Source organism: Cryptobacterium curtum DSM 15641, assembly GCF_000023845.1.
In the GTDB taxonomy this organism is placed as follows: Bacteria; Actinomycetota; Coriobacteriia; order Coriobacteriales; family Eggerthellaceae; genus Cryptobacterium; species Cryptobacterium curtum.
Map to the genome: position 1 here is coordinate 1,378,254 of NC_013170.1, position 15,329 is coordinate 1,393,582.

14 protein-coding genes are annotated in these 15,329 nt (G+C 52.9%); 1 reads left to right on the forward strand and 13 read right to left on the reverse strand.

Features of this window, described 5'->3' with window-relative positions; translation table 11 throughout:
* Window positions 1-163 precede the first annotated feature (163 nt).
* From upp to lgt, 10 genes are all read right to left on the reverse strand, one after another.
* Entirely contained in the window at window positions 164-805 is a 642-nt protein-coding gene (upp, locus tag CCUR_RS06030; protein WP_015778761.1) for a uracil phosphoribosyltransferase, read from the reverse strand.
* Window positions 806-876: 71 nt separating this feature from the next.
* Window positions 877-2,130 carry a serine hydroxymethyltransferase gene (gene glyA, locus CCUR_RS06035; protein ID WP_015778762.1) on the reverse strand — a complete coding sequence of 418 codons (1,254 nt, stop codon included), beginning with the start codon at window positions 2,128-2,130 and terminating at the stop codon, window positions 877-879.
* Between the two features lie 224 nt (window positions 2,131-2,354).
* Window positions 2,355-2,789, reverse strand: a complete 435-nt coding sequence (gene rpiB, locus CCUR_RS06040) for a ribose 5-phosphate isomerase B (protein WP_015778763.1) — start codon at window positions 2,787-2,789, stop codon at window positions 2,355-2,357.
* Window positions 2,790-2,859: 70 nt separating this feature from the next.
* Window positions 2,860-4,407: a glycerol kinase GlpK gene (gene glpK, locus CCUR_RS06045; protein WP_015778764.1), complete on the reverse strand. Its 1,548-nt coding sequence runs from the start codon at window positions 4,405-4,407 to the stop codon at window positions 2,860-2,862.
* Between the two features lie 170 nt (window positions 4,408-4,577).
* Window positions 4,578-5,582 (reverse strand): serine aminopeptidase domain-containing protein, encoded by a 1,005-nt coding sequence (locus CCUR_RS06050; protein ID WP_015778765.1) that lies wholly within the window; start codon window positions 5,580-5,582, stop codon window positions 4,578-4,580.
* 28 nt (window positions 5,583-5,610) lie between these two features.
* Window positions 5,611-6,273, reverse strand: a complete 663-nt coding sequence (locus tag CCUR_RS06055; protein ID WP_015778766.1) for an L-threonylcarbamoyladenylate synthase — start codon at window positions 6,271-6,273, stop codon at window positions 5,611-5,613.
* Window positions 6,274-6,322: 49 nt separating this feature from the next.
* Window positions 6,323-8,155 carry an NAD(P)/FAD-dependent oxidoreductase gene (locus CCUR_RS06060; RefSeq protein WP_015778767.1) on the reverse strand — a complete coding sequence of 611 codons (1,833 nt, stop codon included), beginning with the start codon at window positions 8,153-8,155 and terminating at the stop codon, window positions 6,323-6,325.
* Window positions 8,152-9,519, reverse strand: coding sequence for an aminoacetone oxidase family FAD-binding enzyme (locus CCUR_RS06065; protein ID WP_015778768.1), 1,368 nt, complete (start codon window positions 9,517-9,519; stop codon window positions 8,152-8,154). Before CCUR_RS06065 ends, CCUR_RS06060 begins: the two co-directional genes overlap by 4 nt.
* Before the next feature lie 112 nt (window positions 9,520-9,631).
* Complete coding sequence (locus CCUR_RS06070; RefSeq protein WP_015778769.1) at window positions 9,632-10,012, reverse strand: desulfoferrodoxin family protein; 381 nt, start codon at window positions 10,010-10,012, stop codon at window positions 9,632-9,634.
* 66 nt (window positions 10,013-10,078) lie between these two features.
* The gene (lgt, locus tag CCUR_RS06075; RefSeq protein WP_015778770.1) at window positions 10,079-10,924 is read right to left on the reverse strand and encodes a prolipoprotein diacylglyceryl transferase; all 846 of its coding nucleotides are present in this window, start codon (window positions 10,922-10,924) and stop codon (window positions 10,079-10,081) included.
* Between the two features lie 192 nt (window positions 10,925-11,116).
* Here lgt and CCUR_RS06080 point away from each other — a divergent pair, with 192 nt between their 5' ends.
* On the forward strand, window positions 11,117-11,344 hold the full coding sequence (locus CCUR_RS06080; protein ID WP_015778771.1) for a NifU family protein: 228 nt from the start codon (window positions 11,117-11,119) through the stop codon (window positions 11,342-11,344).
* 55 nt (window positions 11,345-11,399) lie between these two features.
* Here the strand turns inward: CCUR_RS06080 and CCUR_RS06085 are convergent, their stop codons facing one another.
* The 3 genes from CCUR_RS06085 to tsf all read right to left on the reverse strand — a co-directional run bounded on the left by CCUR_RS06085 (window position 11,400) and on the right by tsf (window position 15,278).
* On the reverse strand, window positions 11,400-12,869 hold the full coding sequence (locus tag CCUR_RS06085) for an LCP family protein (RefSeq protein ID WP_083771590.1): 1,470 nt from the start codon (window positions 12,867-12,869) through the stop codon (window positions 11,400-11,402).
* 12 nt (window positions 12,870-12,881) lie between these two features.
* Complete coding sequence (gene murA / locus CCUR_RS06090; protein ID WP_015778773.1) at window positions 12,882-14,159, reverse strand: UDP-N-acetylglucosamine 1-carboxyvinyltransferase; 1,278 nt, start codon at window positions 14,157-14,159, stop codon at window positions 12,882-12,884.
* A gap of 252 nt (window positions 14,160-14,411) precedes the next feature.
* Window positions 14,412-15,278: a translation elongation factor Ts gene (tsf, locus tag CCUR_RS06095; RefSeq protein ID WP_015778774.1), complete on the reverse strand. Its 867-nt coding sequence runs from the start codon at window positions 15,276-15,278 to the stop codon at window positions 14,412-14,414.
* Window positions 15,279-15,329: the final 51 nt, after the last annotated feature.

Sequence of the window (15,329 nt, forward strand, 5' to 3'; positions counted from 1 at the left end):
AAAAGTCAGCGCAGCATATAGTAACGCAATTACCTCAGAAACCCTCGAGAGATATGCAAAAACCTGATGACATCCCCTATTATCGCGACTATCGGTAGCCTCATAGGCGATACATGCAGCTTTTCTGCATATTTTTCGCATGGTGCTCAGCGTAGATGGTGTGCTACACCGTCCCAAAGATGCGATCACCCGCATCCCCTAAGCCCGGCACAATGTAAGCATCTTCGTTGAGACATTCGTCGATAGCGCAGGTGTACAACCGAACATCACCATCGGCTGCCAGGAGAGCGTCAATACCTTCGGGAGCTGCCACCAAGACCATAACCTTGATGTTTTTAACCCCCAGGCGGCGCAGATACTCGATAGCCGCAATACAGGACCCACCGGTTGCCAGCATAGGGTCAACCACAAGCACATCACGTTCAGCGATATCGCGGGGCATCTTTGCATAGTATTCATGCGGTTCATGGGTATCATGATCGCGTTCCATGCCTAAATGCCCCACTCGAGCAGCGGGAATAAGATCGAGTACGCCATCAACCATTCCAAGACCTGCGCGCAAAATAGGCACCACCGCCATCTTGCGGCCAGTTAACTGCATGCAGGTAGCCATGGCGACCGGTGTTTCAACATGAACTGGCTCGAGCGCAAGATCTGATGTTGCTTCGTACACCTCAAAGAGAGAGAGCTCACGCACCAGCTGGCGAAACTGACCTGACGAAGTATTCTTATCGCGCAAAATGGACAACTTATGCTGTACCATCGGATGGTCGACCAGGATAACGCGTTCGCTCAGTTGATTCATTGGCTTCCTCTCTTCAGTTCTGCCCGCCCTATCAGTGATATTCATCTAGTGCGTACACAGTACGCACCATTTTAGCGGTCGAATTCAGGATACAACGGATGAGCGTCAATAATGGCAGAAACTCGTGCGCGAACCTGAGCCAAGCGATTATCGTCGCCTGCATTAAAGACCGCCTCGGCAATGCACGATCCGACTTCGAAGAATTCATCATCAGAAAGACCGCGCGTCGTTCCTGCTGCCGTTCCCACGCGGATACCGCTGGTCACAAAGGGAGACCGCTGCTCGTTGGGAATGGAATTCTTGTTCACCGTTAAGCCAACCGATTCCAGCAGACCTTCGGCATCCTTGCCCGTGACGTCCGCAGGCGTTAAATCGACCAAGCACAGATGATTGTCGGTGCCGCCCGAAACCAAACGCAAACCGCCCTCAGTCATGCCGCGACCAAGTGCAACACAGTTAGCAACCACCTTGTCGATGTACTCTTTAAAGGCAGGCTGCAGCGCTTCATGGAAGGCAACCGCTTTACCTGCAATCACATGCATAAGCGGGCCACCCTGTGTGCCAGGGAATACCGCACTATTAATCTTCTTCGCCAGTTCTTCGTTATTCGTAAGAATCATGCCACCACGCGGCCCACGCAGCGTCTTGTGAGTCGTTGTGGTGACGATGTCAGCAAAGGGAACCGGATTCTGATGGGCACCGGTAGCGACCAAACCAGCAATATGAGCCATATCCACCATAAGATAGGCACCAACTTCGTGCGCAATGGCAGCCATGCGTTCGAAATCGATGGCACGCGGATAAGCCGAAGCACCAGCAACAACAACCTTGGGTCGATGTTCTTGAGCCAAACGCTCGAGGGCGTCATAGTCGATGCGCTCGTTTTCATCGAGCCCGTAGGGAATCACGTTATAGAGCTTGCCCGAGAAATTCGCCTTCGAGCCGTGCGTGAGATGACCCCCGTTATCAAGGCTCATACCGAGCACCGTATCGCCCGGTTTGATAATAGCGGCATAGGCAGCATAATTGGCCTGTGCCCCTGAATGGGACTGCACATTGGCAAAGCCCGCATTAAAAAGCTTTTTTGCCCGTTCGATGGCAAGATTTTCGACAATGTCGACCTTTTCGCAGCCGCCGTAATACCGTTTACCCGGATAGCCTTCGGCGTACTTATTAGTAAGAACGGTACCCATGGCCTGCATGACCGCAGGTGACACAATATTTTCCGAGGCAATAAGCTCGATGGTGCCCCTCTGGCGAGCAAGTTCCTGGTCGATCGCATCGGCAATCTCGGGGTCGGTCTGGGCTACGTAAGTCAACGGCATATTCTTGCCTTTCTCGCATGCGCGCCTTGTGGCGGCGAGGTCTATAATGCGCCCATCCTAGCACAGCGCAGCAAGTGCTTCTTTATCGTGGCGATCATCGATGCAGATAGACGGTGCAACGGTACAGCCAAGTGGAAAACGGTGAGTTATCAGCTCATGCACGAGGTTTCTGCGGTAGTCGAGTCCAGTCGAATTGATTTGGGTTTAGTTGAGCCTCGCTGAGTTTAGTCGAGTTGCATAATCTTTTCGACACGCCCCGTATGACGACCAGCACCAAAAGGCGTCGCAAGAAACACATCAACAATTTCCTTATTAACGCCCACGTCAACAAAGCGCCCTGAAAGCGTAATCACATTACAATCGTTGTGTTCACGACATAGGCCGGCAAACTGCGGCGTAATAATATTGGCAGCGCGCACACCAGCCACTTTATCAGCTGCCAGAGCCATACCAATGCCCGTGCCGCACACCAGCACACCACGCTCAGCTGTTCCCTGAGCCACATCGCATGCCACAGGATATGCATAATCCGGATAATCAACTCGCTCTTCGCTGGGACACCCACGATCAATAACGGTATGGCCAGCTGTCTCAAGATATTGTTTGAGCTGCTCTTTTTGCTCAAATCCTGCGTGATCGCTGCCCATCGATATGATCATGAAGTTTTCCTCCTGTTATCAGAGACATCTTTTTACTTTGGTGCTGCGAATATACCCGATATGCCTGCACCTATTTTTGCACAGCTCGCCTCTCCGAGCGAGTACGACTCACGCATTCTCGCCAACCTTCCAAACGTCGTAAACGCTCGGATGATGCCATATGAGGGGCAAACGTGACCTCGACCACACGCCGCGACCGAATGTCATCCATATCGCGCCAGAAACCGGTGCGCAATCCTGCTAAATAAGCTGCGCCGGCTGCTGTTGTTTCCGCTACGGCCGGGCGTACTAAACGCGCATCAAGAATGTCTGACTGAAATTGCATCAAGAAGTCGTTACGACTTGCCCCTCCGTCAACCGACAACGTTCGCACGCGCATGCCAGCGTCATCCTGCATGCCATCCATGAGATCGGAGACCTGATAGGCAAGCGATTCAAGAGCCGCACGCACAATGTGAGCACGCGTAGCACCACGCGTCAGGCCAAAGATAGCGCCCCGTGCATCGGCGTCCCAATAGGGCGCACCCAAACCAGTAAAGGCGGGCACCACATACACACCCGCCGTATCTTCGACACTGCGCGCAACCTGTTCACTTTCCGCTTCTGAACCGATAAGACCTAAGGCATCACGAAGCCACTGAATAAGCGCGCCCGCCATAAACACGCTTCCTTCAAGCGCATAAGCCAAGCCGGTACAGTCAGGCTCGGTTGCAGCGACAGTAGAAACAAGGCTGTTGTGCGATGTAATGCATTCACTGCCGGTATGCATGAGCAAAAAGCAACCAGTGCCATAAGTATTTTTTGCCTCGCCGGCCTGCGTGCAACACTGGCCGAACAGCGCAGCTTGTTGATCGCCCGCAACGCCAGTAATAGGAATGCCCGCTGGAATACGCGGAAATGATAAGCCGTCGTGCCCCCGAGCCGCTGGAATATCATCAACGGTAACACCAAAATCACCAGACGAAGGGCGCACCGTGGGCAGCAAAGACAGAGGAATGCGAAAGAGATTGCACAATTCTTCATCCCAACAGCCCCGATGAATATCAAACAACATCGTTCGACTCGCGTTTGTGACATCGGTCGCATGAACTGCGCCACCGGTAAGGTTCCACACCAGCCAGCTATCGACGGTGCCAAAAAGCAGGTCACCAGCACAGGCGGCCTCGCGAGCCCCCGGTGTATGGTCGAGTAACCAAGCAATCTTACTAGCCGAAAAATAGGCATCGGGCACTAAACCCGTTACCTGAGAAATATGTGAGCGCACTTCAGGTGTTGCACACACCTGCTCGATTAATCCAGCGGTACGACGACATTGCCACACAATGGCCCGCCCGATAGGTAGTCCCGTATGGCGATTCCATAGGATAGTTGTCTCGCGCTGATTGGTAATGCCAATAGAGTCGATGTCGCCCGACTCAAGAGAATAGGCAGCCAGCAGATCGTCGAGTACCGATATCTGCGAGCGCAGAATATCGAACGCATCATGTTCAACCCAACCCGGTTGGGGAAAGTGCTGTTCAAACGGCATCTGATAGACACCACGCACGCCGCACTGGCGATCGAAAAGCAGCGCTCTTGACGAGGTTGTTCCCTGATCAAGCGCTATCACATATCCCAATGCTCTCCCCCTTTTCTGCAACTGCTTTCTTATCAGCTCAAACCCGAACAACATCGTATTCTATCGTTGCCATCTATCGTCAAAGCTCTCTCGTTGGCACACGCGCAACACAAACAAGCTGTAACCGCCCCACTGCCTACATCTCACGCTTTGACTGTGTTGGCACGTGCCTACTTTTCCTGAGTATTTTCCCCAAGTACTTCGTCGAGCCACCGATCGACATCGTCATACACGTCTGTGTGGCGCGGTTCGTTAAGGATTTCGTGACGCATACCCGGATATAAGTGAACGTCTACCTGTGCCTGACTGCCGGCACGCAGGGCACGCGCAACGGCCTGCACCCCGCGACCGCGATTACCCACCGGATCATCGGCACCCGCTATCATAAGAATGGGAAATCCATTTGGTAGCAATTTCCCACAATCGGGTGCACTCACGCGACCGGTTAAATGCCCGATAGCACGGTATCCTCCAGCGGAGAACATCACGCCGCAAAGTTCGTCTGAAACATAAGCATCAACCCCTGACGGGTCGCTATTCAACCAATCAAATGAAGTGCGATTTTCAGGAACAGCACGCTCGAAGGTCCCTGTTCCAAAGTCATCCAAAAACGCACTGCGATAATCGGCGCCGCGCGCGCGTGCAATTAGCTGTGCCAATGCCACTCCCGCTATTGAAAGCGGCTTTGGAACCTGACCCGTACCGCAGAGAATCGCCCCCGCAAGGCCAGCAGCACACGGGTCAGTATCACAAGCACGCTGTCGGTATCCATCTGCCGCCCCATCAAGCAGGCAAGCCCGTACCAGATAGCTCCCCATCGAGTGTCCAAACAGAAACCAAGGAATTCCTTCAAGAGAAAACCGCGCTGTCGCTTCACGGCGCAGGATATTGATATCTTCTTCCATACACACATCGGCATCACACGGCAGACAGCACAGGCGGTCGATCAAAGCGACGCTCTTTCCATGTCCAATGTGATCATGTCCACAGACAAACAAGCCGCGTTGTACAAGATGACAGGCGAAGTCGTCATATCGCGCAATATGCTCCGACATTCCATGGGTCAACTGAATAACGGCACGCGGAGCCTGACCTGGCACGTACCATGCACATGCGTGTAAGGCTGAACTTTTATCAGATGAAGGAAATGAAAACGTATCTCTGTTCACATCCATACTCATACTCCTTGCGCCTCTTGTTTTCCTATGTAAATATCGCACGCACGTCTGCGGCAGAAATTGATCCTTCCCGCAGAATGCGCAATGGAGAGCTCGTACAGTCAACCACCGTAGATGATATGCCACTTGCCCCTTGGGAATCATCAGCAAGAACAGCGACAACTTTATCGGAAAGCGCTGGGTCGATTCCCTGCGCGTAAGCAGTTGATGGATGAGCGGAAATATTCGCCGACGAAGTAGCAATCGGGCAGCCGAGTCGCCGAATAAGCTCGCGCGCAATAGCATGGTTGGGCATGCGCAGTCCAATAGTGCCTGCGGTAGAGGTAAACGCGGCTGGCACTCGTTCTGAAGCTTTTACCACCAGCGTCAGCGGACCCGGCCACTGAGCGTGCGCCAATGCGTGTGCAGCGGCAGGTACAGCATCACCATACACATCAAGTGCCTCAATGCTGTCAACTAACCACGCAACCGGCTTTGAAAGGTCGCGTTCTTTCGCCTGGTAGATAGCTTTAGGGCTCTCAGCTGCATCAACTGACACCCCAATGCCATACACCGTATCAGTGGGAAATATCACCGGATAGCCAGCACGCAGAGCAGCCACGGTGCGTTCAAGATTCTCACCTATCTTTGAGCCACCAGGATTAGAAACCGTATCGAATGTCGAACCGTTTGCAGATACTCTCGACATGTATTTCTCCTTCGTGCACTGCTCACTCTATCAGTTGTTTCTTGTGTAGTTACTTTCGACCTAAATCTTCTGCAAGGCGCAAAGCTACCCGCAGGCCATCAACAGCCGCCGACATAATGCCCCCTGCATAACCAGCACCCTCGCCACAGGGATACACACCACAAGGCTTTTCGTTCTGGTTTAATCGAGCTTGCAAATCGTCTTTGCGCAGTATGCGTACCGGCGAAGACGAACGCGTCTCGGGAGCTGTCATAATTGCACCAGAATGGGCAAAACCAGCAAGCTTTCGATCAAGCAAGGGCAGCGCCTGCTTGAGCGCGTCGGTTATAAAGCGAGGAAATATATCGTGCAAGTCGCAGGCAACAACACCCCGTGCATAGGTGGGCGCACAGATATGTTCCCCCCTGCTATCATGCGGAAACTGGATATCCTTTTCCCGCTTCAGAAACGCTCCCACGCTCTGAGCAGGAGCTTGATAGGCACTGCCCCCCGCAGCAAGAGTTGCCTGGTAGGCTGCCTGTTCGATGTGGCGCTGCAAGTGCATACCAGCCAGTACATCATCGGACTGAAGGTCTGAGGGATCCACATTAACCAACAGTGCTGCATTAGCATTTTTACCATCACGGGCATAATTGCTCATGCCATTCGTAACCACACCGCCCGCTTCACTTGCGGCGCACACAACCGTACCTCCCGGACACATGCAGAACGTATACGCACTCCGCCGATTATCAAGGTGGACAGCCAACTTGTAATCAGCTGCTCCCAGCGCTGGATGCGCTGCGGCCTTACCCCATTGCGCCTTATTAATAAGCTGCTGTGGATGCTCAATACGCACGCCCATAGCAAACGGTTTTTGTTCTAACGATAAACCCCGCGCATGAAGCATCTCAAACGTATCGCGCGCTGAATGTCCGCACGCGATAACCACGTGATTGGCAGGAAGCGTGTAACAGGTTCCTGTTGGATCCTCGATAGAAACACGTGCCAGCCGACCTTCTTCAAAGGACATATCAGCTAAGCGGTGTTCAAACCGCACCTCGCCCCCCAAAGCGATAATCTTTTGACGCAGCGCGGAAACAACAGCTGGAAGACGGTCACTCCCGATGTGGGGTTTTGCATCCCATAAGATTTCTCCGGGTGCTCCTGCTGCCACGAAACACGAAAGCACCTGGCGCACCAGGGGACTCTTCGTGCCCGTTGTTAATTTGCCATCGGAAAACGTTCCAGCGCCACCTTCGCCAAACTGAATATTTGTGCGCGCATCAAGCGGGCCGCCTGCATTGAAAATATCAACGGCACGCAGGCGATCTTCCACCGCGGCACCACGTTCGAGCACAATCGGACGCGCACCCGCATATGCCAGATATAGCGCACAGAACAACCCCGCTGGACCACACCCCACCACAATCGGACGCACTGAGGAATTGGGTGCATTCACCGGCACCTGACCGATGGATAACACATCTGAAGTTTCTTTAGCGCTCTCTTTAACACTCGCTTTGGCATCCGTTTTAGCATCCGTCACCGAACGACTTTTAGTGTGCACAGCAAAGGCAGCCTCACCAATAGCGGCAGCCATCTGGCCTAACCGGCGGACATCAGAAGAATCTGAATCACTTTTGACGCAGTTCAACGACAGAGCCTGCTCTTCCTGCTCATTTGTTGCAAGGTGCACCTGGGCAGTAACAATAAAATGAACGTTGGATTTCCGACGGGCATCAATACTGCGCCGTATGACCTCAGCTGTATTTACCGCAGAAGCAGGAATAGCCAACATGCGAGCAATCACTTGAATGAGCGGGCTGGCCTGCTGCACCTGCCCGCCACGCGAAAACGCCTCATCATCAAGAGAAAGGGCAATTTGGGAAACAACTATCACACGACTTCCTTTGCCGAAGGGCAATTGGCAAGCGCCCTACCCGCAATCAAACCAGACGTCCAAGCCCAGTGTAAGTTATATCCTCCACACGGAGCATCAACATCAAGCGATTCCCCACAGGCATACACATGCTTAACTGGTGTTTCCATCGTAGTAGGATTAAGCATCGACACCTCGATACCGCCACGTGTTACCTGGCAGCGCGACACATCGCCAATACCTTTTACTATCAGGTCAAACGACTTTGCCACCCGCATAAAGGTCTGAAGCGACTGTTCTTCAACAGTAGTATCTGCACTGATATGTGCGTGCGTCAAAAGAGCGCGTGCAATCAGGGGTAAAAATGCTCCCGTACACCACTCGCGCCACGTACACACCCCCAACGCGCGTGAGCGTTCTTGCGCCCACGAAAGCGCTGATTCGGCGGGAATAGCGGGCAGAAAATCAATCGAGAGAATACTTCCCGGATGGGCAACACGCGACACATTGAATGCCGCAATGCCTGAGACGCCATACGTACGAAAGGTGACTTCGCCTTCTTCACGCACGCCTTCGCAGGTGACTGCGCACTTTGCACGTACCTTGTCGAGACCTCGAAGAGGTGCGGCCTGGCATGCAAGCGGTCCTAAAAGAGGGCTTGTTGGTATACACGCAATCTCGGTGGGCAAGGAAATCTTTTCAATAGCCCCACCGCAGCACAACACCACCGCCTGCGCACGGTACAAAATGGGTTTATCCCCCCTATGCGCTGACACCGTCAGCCCGCTGCCACTGCGCTGTACCGCTTCCACTGTGACCGATGATTGTATAGCGACACCTGCACGGTTGGCAGCCAACAGCAATGCTTCGACAACTGATGATGCCTTATTCGCAAGAGGGTACAGACGGCCTTCCGCTTCGGCACGCATGACAATGCCACAGCGCTCCAGAAAGCGAAGGGATTCTTCAGGTGCGCAGGAAGAAAATGCTGCCTCAACAAAGGCCGTATTCCAATACACCTGTCCAGCAGTGTTTGTATTGGCAATATTGCAGCGGCCGTCGCCCGTTACACGAATCGAGTGACCTGGATCGCCCGCTTCAAGTACCGTGACTGTTCTGCCATGCTGCGCTGCGGTTATTGCGCACGCTAGGCCAGCTGCGCCCGCCCCTACAACGATAACATCACACGACGTGCTGCGCTGTGTATTGAAGGCACTGCTCGTACCGCCAGTACTGCCACACTTGTCGCTGTGCTTGTTGCCACCGAGTTGCTGAGCGCTGCACATGTGGCTGCCGCGCCTCGTATTGCTGCGACTCTTGCTGCTGCTCTCGGTACCCGTTGCTGTGCGTAAAGCGAGCGTATCTTTGGCCTTTGTTTTACTCATAACTCCATGATACGGCAGAACCCCCGCACCAAGGCGAGGGTTCTGCGTGAACTTTATTCACTGTATCCGTCCATTGAAAGCCGCAAAAGCGTGCTACCTGTTAGGGTTCGACTTAGAGTTCAACCTTCCACAAGCCATGCTTGTTGCAATACTCATACACAGCAACTGGCTTGTCGCCTTCAGCAACCGCAAAGGTAGCAACAGGAGCCATGCCAGGTGTCAAATGAGCGATCTGATAACCCTTTTCAGTTTCAAGGCACACAAACGTGATGTAATGAACTTCTTCCATAGGATGCTCGACACTGCCAACCTGCGCCCGAACGGTATTACCTTCAATTGTCACCTCTGGCAGGTGCTTTTCGCGCGCTGCATCGACCGTATTCGGTTCGACTTTGGCCATCTTTTCGCCGCAGCACACCAGGGGCACACCAGAATCAAAGGGCTTGATAGCAATATTGCCGCAATGGAGGCATTGATAAAATTCTAGACTCATGGGAATCTCCTTCTTCTCGTAAAAGCATCCCCATAGTAGCGAGATTATTTATAGGATTCAATCCTATTAACCGAGAGATTCATCAGATATAGACAAGGAAGGCTTACCTTCCTGAGGTCGCTGTGTACGATACATCCACACCAGAACAGCAATACCCGCGAGTACTAATGGCACCGAAAGCAGTTGACCCATCGTGAGCCATCCGCCCCACAGGTATCCCAGTTGCGCATCCGGCTGTCGCACGAACTCGATAAGAAAGCGGAACGAGCCATACATGATAAGAAACAGCCCAATAAATGTGCCCTGTGGACGCGGTGGGCGCTTGCGCGACAGAAGAAAAAGCACGGTAAAGATAACAATGCCCTCAAGAAACGCCTCGTACAGCTGAGACGGATGACGGGCAACCGACCCAGCTGCTCCACCGAAGATAACGCCCCACGGCGCATCGGTCGGCGCCCCCCACAGTTCGCCATTGATAAAGTTGGCACAACGCCCGAAAAATAGACCAATTGGAGCAGCAATACTTCCCAAGTCGGCAAGCGTTGCGTAAGGGACACCGCACAAGCGCGCTGAGACCAAGCCTGACAACAGCGCACCAATAAGGCCCCCGTGAAAACTCATGCCTCCCTGGGAAAATGCCAAAATATCAAGAGGATGCTCAAGGTAATATCCATCACCATAGAAGAGGACATACCCCAGGCGAGCGCCGACAATTACCCCAATGATCAGGCAGATTAAAATAGTGAACAGGTCGTCTTGTGTCAGGGAAACCTTCCAACGACGCGCCGTATGTCCAATAACCACCGCAGCGCAGATAAATCCAAGGATATAGGCAATGCCATACCATCTCACCGTTAAAGGCCCCAACGAAAAAGCAATCGGGTCCAGAGCATGGTAGAGACTATTGAGCATGATGCAAATTCCCTGGCTTTCTATTGTGCCCGCCGCCGTTTTAACCTGTCGCATTGTAACAAACACCTCCCCACATCTTGGGAGCTGTGATGCGAAATCAACGGGAAGTGAACAGGACGAATCCTTTACGGGCACCAGTGGCGAGTATGTTAGAATTCGCGGGTACCCATCTGACGATCAAGGAGAGTTCTTATGGTGAATAAGGAAGATGTAGCTGCAGTACTTGAGCTTGTACGCCCGAGCCTGCAGGCTGATGGCGGCGATGTCCGACTGGTCGACGTTATGGAAGACGGCACGGTGACCGTCGAGTTGCAGGGTGCCTGCCAAGGTTGCCCCATGTCCCAGATGACACTCGCGCACGGCATTGAGCGCATTCTGAAGGACCGCGTACCTGGCGTACAGCAGGTTGTTCCAGCTTAAAGTGCAAGAAAGCTCACATTCAGTAAAGGGCAGGTCTGGTAAGCAGGCCTGCCCTTTACGAAGACGCCACCCAGTTCTTCCCTACAATCACCAGTAAATCGGAATTGAAGCTGTAATACACACTTGCATCAGTTGAACGGCCCTGACCCAAATCCCGCACAACCTGTTCAGCTGCCGCTTTCATATCGCCATTTCGATAGATCACGAGCGTTTCGTCATACACAGGGTTATCAGTATTGCCCACCTCGGTTACCGTGAAGCCTCCATCGCGCAAAAGAGCTGCTGCCTGCGATGCCGCTTGGTTAACGCCACCGCCATTGCGAACTGCCACAGTGATGCCGGTAGTATCAACATCCTGTGTGGTATCCGCCACCGCCGAAGCATCACCACCGTCGTTAACAACGCTCATAAACGAAGCAACTGCTTGTTTGTCGCATCGATACGACACTGTTCCTGACTGAACCGAAACAGTTACTGGCAGAACACCCTGTTGCACCACGGGATTGTTGATTGATGAAAGAGCTTCAATACCATCAGCAAGTCGTTGGTATCCAAGATCAGTTTTGATGTCCTCGGCGAGAGAATCGAACGTTGAGAGCGCATCAAATCCACCCCGGTCGGCAAGCTTCTGCGTAATAGCAGCGAGTATCTCATTTTGAACTTGTCCCTGTGTGCGAGCAGGATCTTCGTAATTGGAAGCCTTACAAGCAGTAGCTGTCGCTTGTCCCGACAGCGTTTGTTCTCCCGCATCGAGTGAAATAATGCCAGCGGCCGGATCGTCAACCGGATAAGGCAGTGTTATGTCAATACCGTCAAGCGCATCAACCAGATGCTCAAGACCTTTGTCACTTGCCTTAATGAAATGGGCAACATCCACCCCGGTTAATGCGGAAACCTGTTTGATAAGTTCTGCATCACCATCGGTTTGGATAACGTCACCCAACGTGGTGGTTTCCCCACTTGATGTTGTCACGGGAATGTCAGGTGAGATTGCGGTATAGGTAACCTGATGAGAAGCCGCATTCACCCGCACGAGATTTATCATAAAGGCGCGCTGGTGCCCTTGCGATGCCACCCCTTCACCCACGACAAGCGTGTAATGAACTTCTTCCGCCTTGCTCGGAGAAACAAGCGCATTACGAGCCGCATCGTCAGAAAGAGCCATCTTGCTATCCACCGATGATGAATAGACAAAGGTAACAACTCCTGCAACGACAACAGCTGCGGCTACCAGAAGAGCCAGCACCAGAAGGATCGTTCGGCGCCGACGTCGACGAATACTTTGTGCAACGTAATCCGGCGTATGAGACCGCCTTATAAAATCTACTGCACTCTCCCGCGTGCGCGTTGCGGGTGTCACATGGCGAATCTCGCCACGGTTTGCACGCGACGCCCCTCTATGGCTTCCAAAATGCACCCGAGTACCTGACGCGCGACGTGCATTGTTGACCACATGCGTGCCAATAGTTGATTCTCTGATCAAGCGCGAACGCTCGCGGGATTCCCGTCGTTCTTGTCGGCTCATCGGTTCAAATGCCTAGATATCGTCGACAACCGTGCGCTCAACATTGCCGCCTAGCGAAGTGAGCTTACCGACGTAATCTTCATAGCCGCGATCGATATGGGATATCTTCCGTACAATCGTTTCACCTTCGGCAGCCATGCCAGCGAGAACAAGGGCTCCCCCCGCGCGTAAATCGGTAGAAACCACCGGGGCACCCTGCAAACGTTTCACCCCGCGAACAAGCGCATGATGATCGTCAATTGTTACATCAGCGCCCATGCGCACCAATTCACTTGCAAACATGAAACGGTTCTCAAAAACGTTTTCGGTAATAACGCTATTGCCTTCTGCCAGCGAAGCAAGCAGCATAAATTGAGCCTGCAAATCGGTGGGAAAGCCAGGATGCGGCAGCGTCTGAATGTCGACAGCACGAAGCGGGCCATCACGGCGCACTGTCACCGATTGCTCGCCTTCTTCAACAATGCAGCCCATCGCACGCAACTTCATAAGAGCCATACGCAGATAACTGGGGTTTATTCCTTCTACCGTAACGGGTCCGCCCAGCAGCGCACCACCCACGAGAAAGGTGCCCGCCTCGATACGATCTCCCACGGTTGCATGATCACAAGGATGCAATGCCGAGAGAGGAACGCCTTCGATGGTTATCGAAGATGATCCTGCCCCTTCTATCTGGGCGCCCATCTCGTTTAACATCAAAGCCAAATCTTCAATTTCGGGTTCGCAGGCAGCGTTGTCGATAGTGGTGCGCCCTTCAGCGGTAACGGCTGCCATCATGGTATTTTCAGTTGCTCCGACGCTTGGGAATTCAAGAGTGATATTGCCACCATGCAACCCATTGGGCGTTGTCGCAATTAGGAACCCATGGTCGATTTCAAAGTGAACACCAAGCTGTTCAAGCCCCACCAGATGCATATCAATCCGTCGGGCGCCTATCTGACAGCCGCCGGGCATCGCAACGTGCGCACAACCAAAACGACCGATGAGCGGACCCAGCACCGAAATGCTCGCCCGCATTTTTGAAACAAGTTCGTATGGCGTTTCATATCGCTCAACTGCGGTTGTATCGATCGTTAAAACATGATCTTCGCGCGTGACCTGTGCATCAAGCGCCTCAAGTACCCGACCCATGATGTAAATATCAGAAATTAACGGCACATTACGAATAGTGCTCTTGCCCTGCCCCAACAACGAGGCTGCCATAAGTTTCAAAGCAGAATTCTTCGCACCAGAGGCACGCACGGTACCCGTAAGATTTTCACTCTCGCGAGCGATGATTACTTCTTCTGACATAACCTGCGCTTCCTCGACTGACAATAGAACTTGAGATATTCCGCGCAGACGCGCGTTTAGATTGACTTTCGATTATAGACAGTAACGCCCGCCCTTAACATCCTTCCCAAGGAAAGAGCAAAGGGCGGGCGCAATCAGCAATGGTGGCGGTGCTCGCTTACCTTGCGCGCTTAATCGAATGCGTGAAGACTTTTACGAAATTCAGCCGAACACTTCGATGAACGTCACAGGCAACCGTGCAACATCGCTGTATTAATCACCCAGCGCGATGCGGGCAAAATCGGCAACCTCAATAGTGTCACCAATTTCCTTGGCAACACCAGCCACATACTGAGCCACAGACTTGTCGCTATCCTTTACGAAGTCCTGATCAACCAGGCAGTTTTCCTTATAGAACTTCTGCATACGACCAGAAGCGATCTTTTCCTGAATGGATTCAGGCTTGCCGGACTCAGCTGCTTGTGCCTTGTAGATTTCCATCTCGTGGTTGCGCACATCGGCAGGAACGCTCGACTCATCAAGCGAGACCGGATTTGTCGCAGCAATCTGCATGGCAACGTCTTTGCCCATGGTCAAGAAGCGCTCGTCATCTGCGGTTGCATCGTTTGCAAAGCGGAATGCAACGAGTACGCCAATCTTGCCATTCATATGAATGTACGGGACGAGTGCACCCGTCCCCTCAATTGCCAGACGCTTGAAGCTTGAAATCTGCATGTTTTCGCCAATGACATGAATAGCTTCGGTGAGTTCGTCCTGAACCTTGGCGCCCTCATATTCGGAAGCAAGCAGTGCTTCAACATCGGCCGGATCATTAGCGAGTACAGCTTTGGTAAAGCCCTCGGCATAAGCCTGGAACTTATCGGTAAGCGCTACGAAGTCAGTCTCGCAGTTTACCTGGCAAACAGCACCTGCCTTGCCTTCAACCAGCGCGACAACGCGCCCTTCATTTGTGGCGCGACCAGCCTTCTTGGCAGCGGCAGCAAGCCCGCGCGTACGCAGGATGTCAACAGCAGCATCAAGGTTGCCGTCGGCTTCGGTTAAAGCCTTCTTGCACTCCATCATGCCGGCACCGGTCATCTCACGGAGTTCCTTTACCATTGCAGCGGTAATCTGAGCCATGGTTGTTCCTTTCATGTTTGAAAGGGGCGAAAGTCCTACCTTATCGCCCCT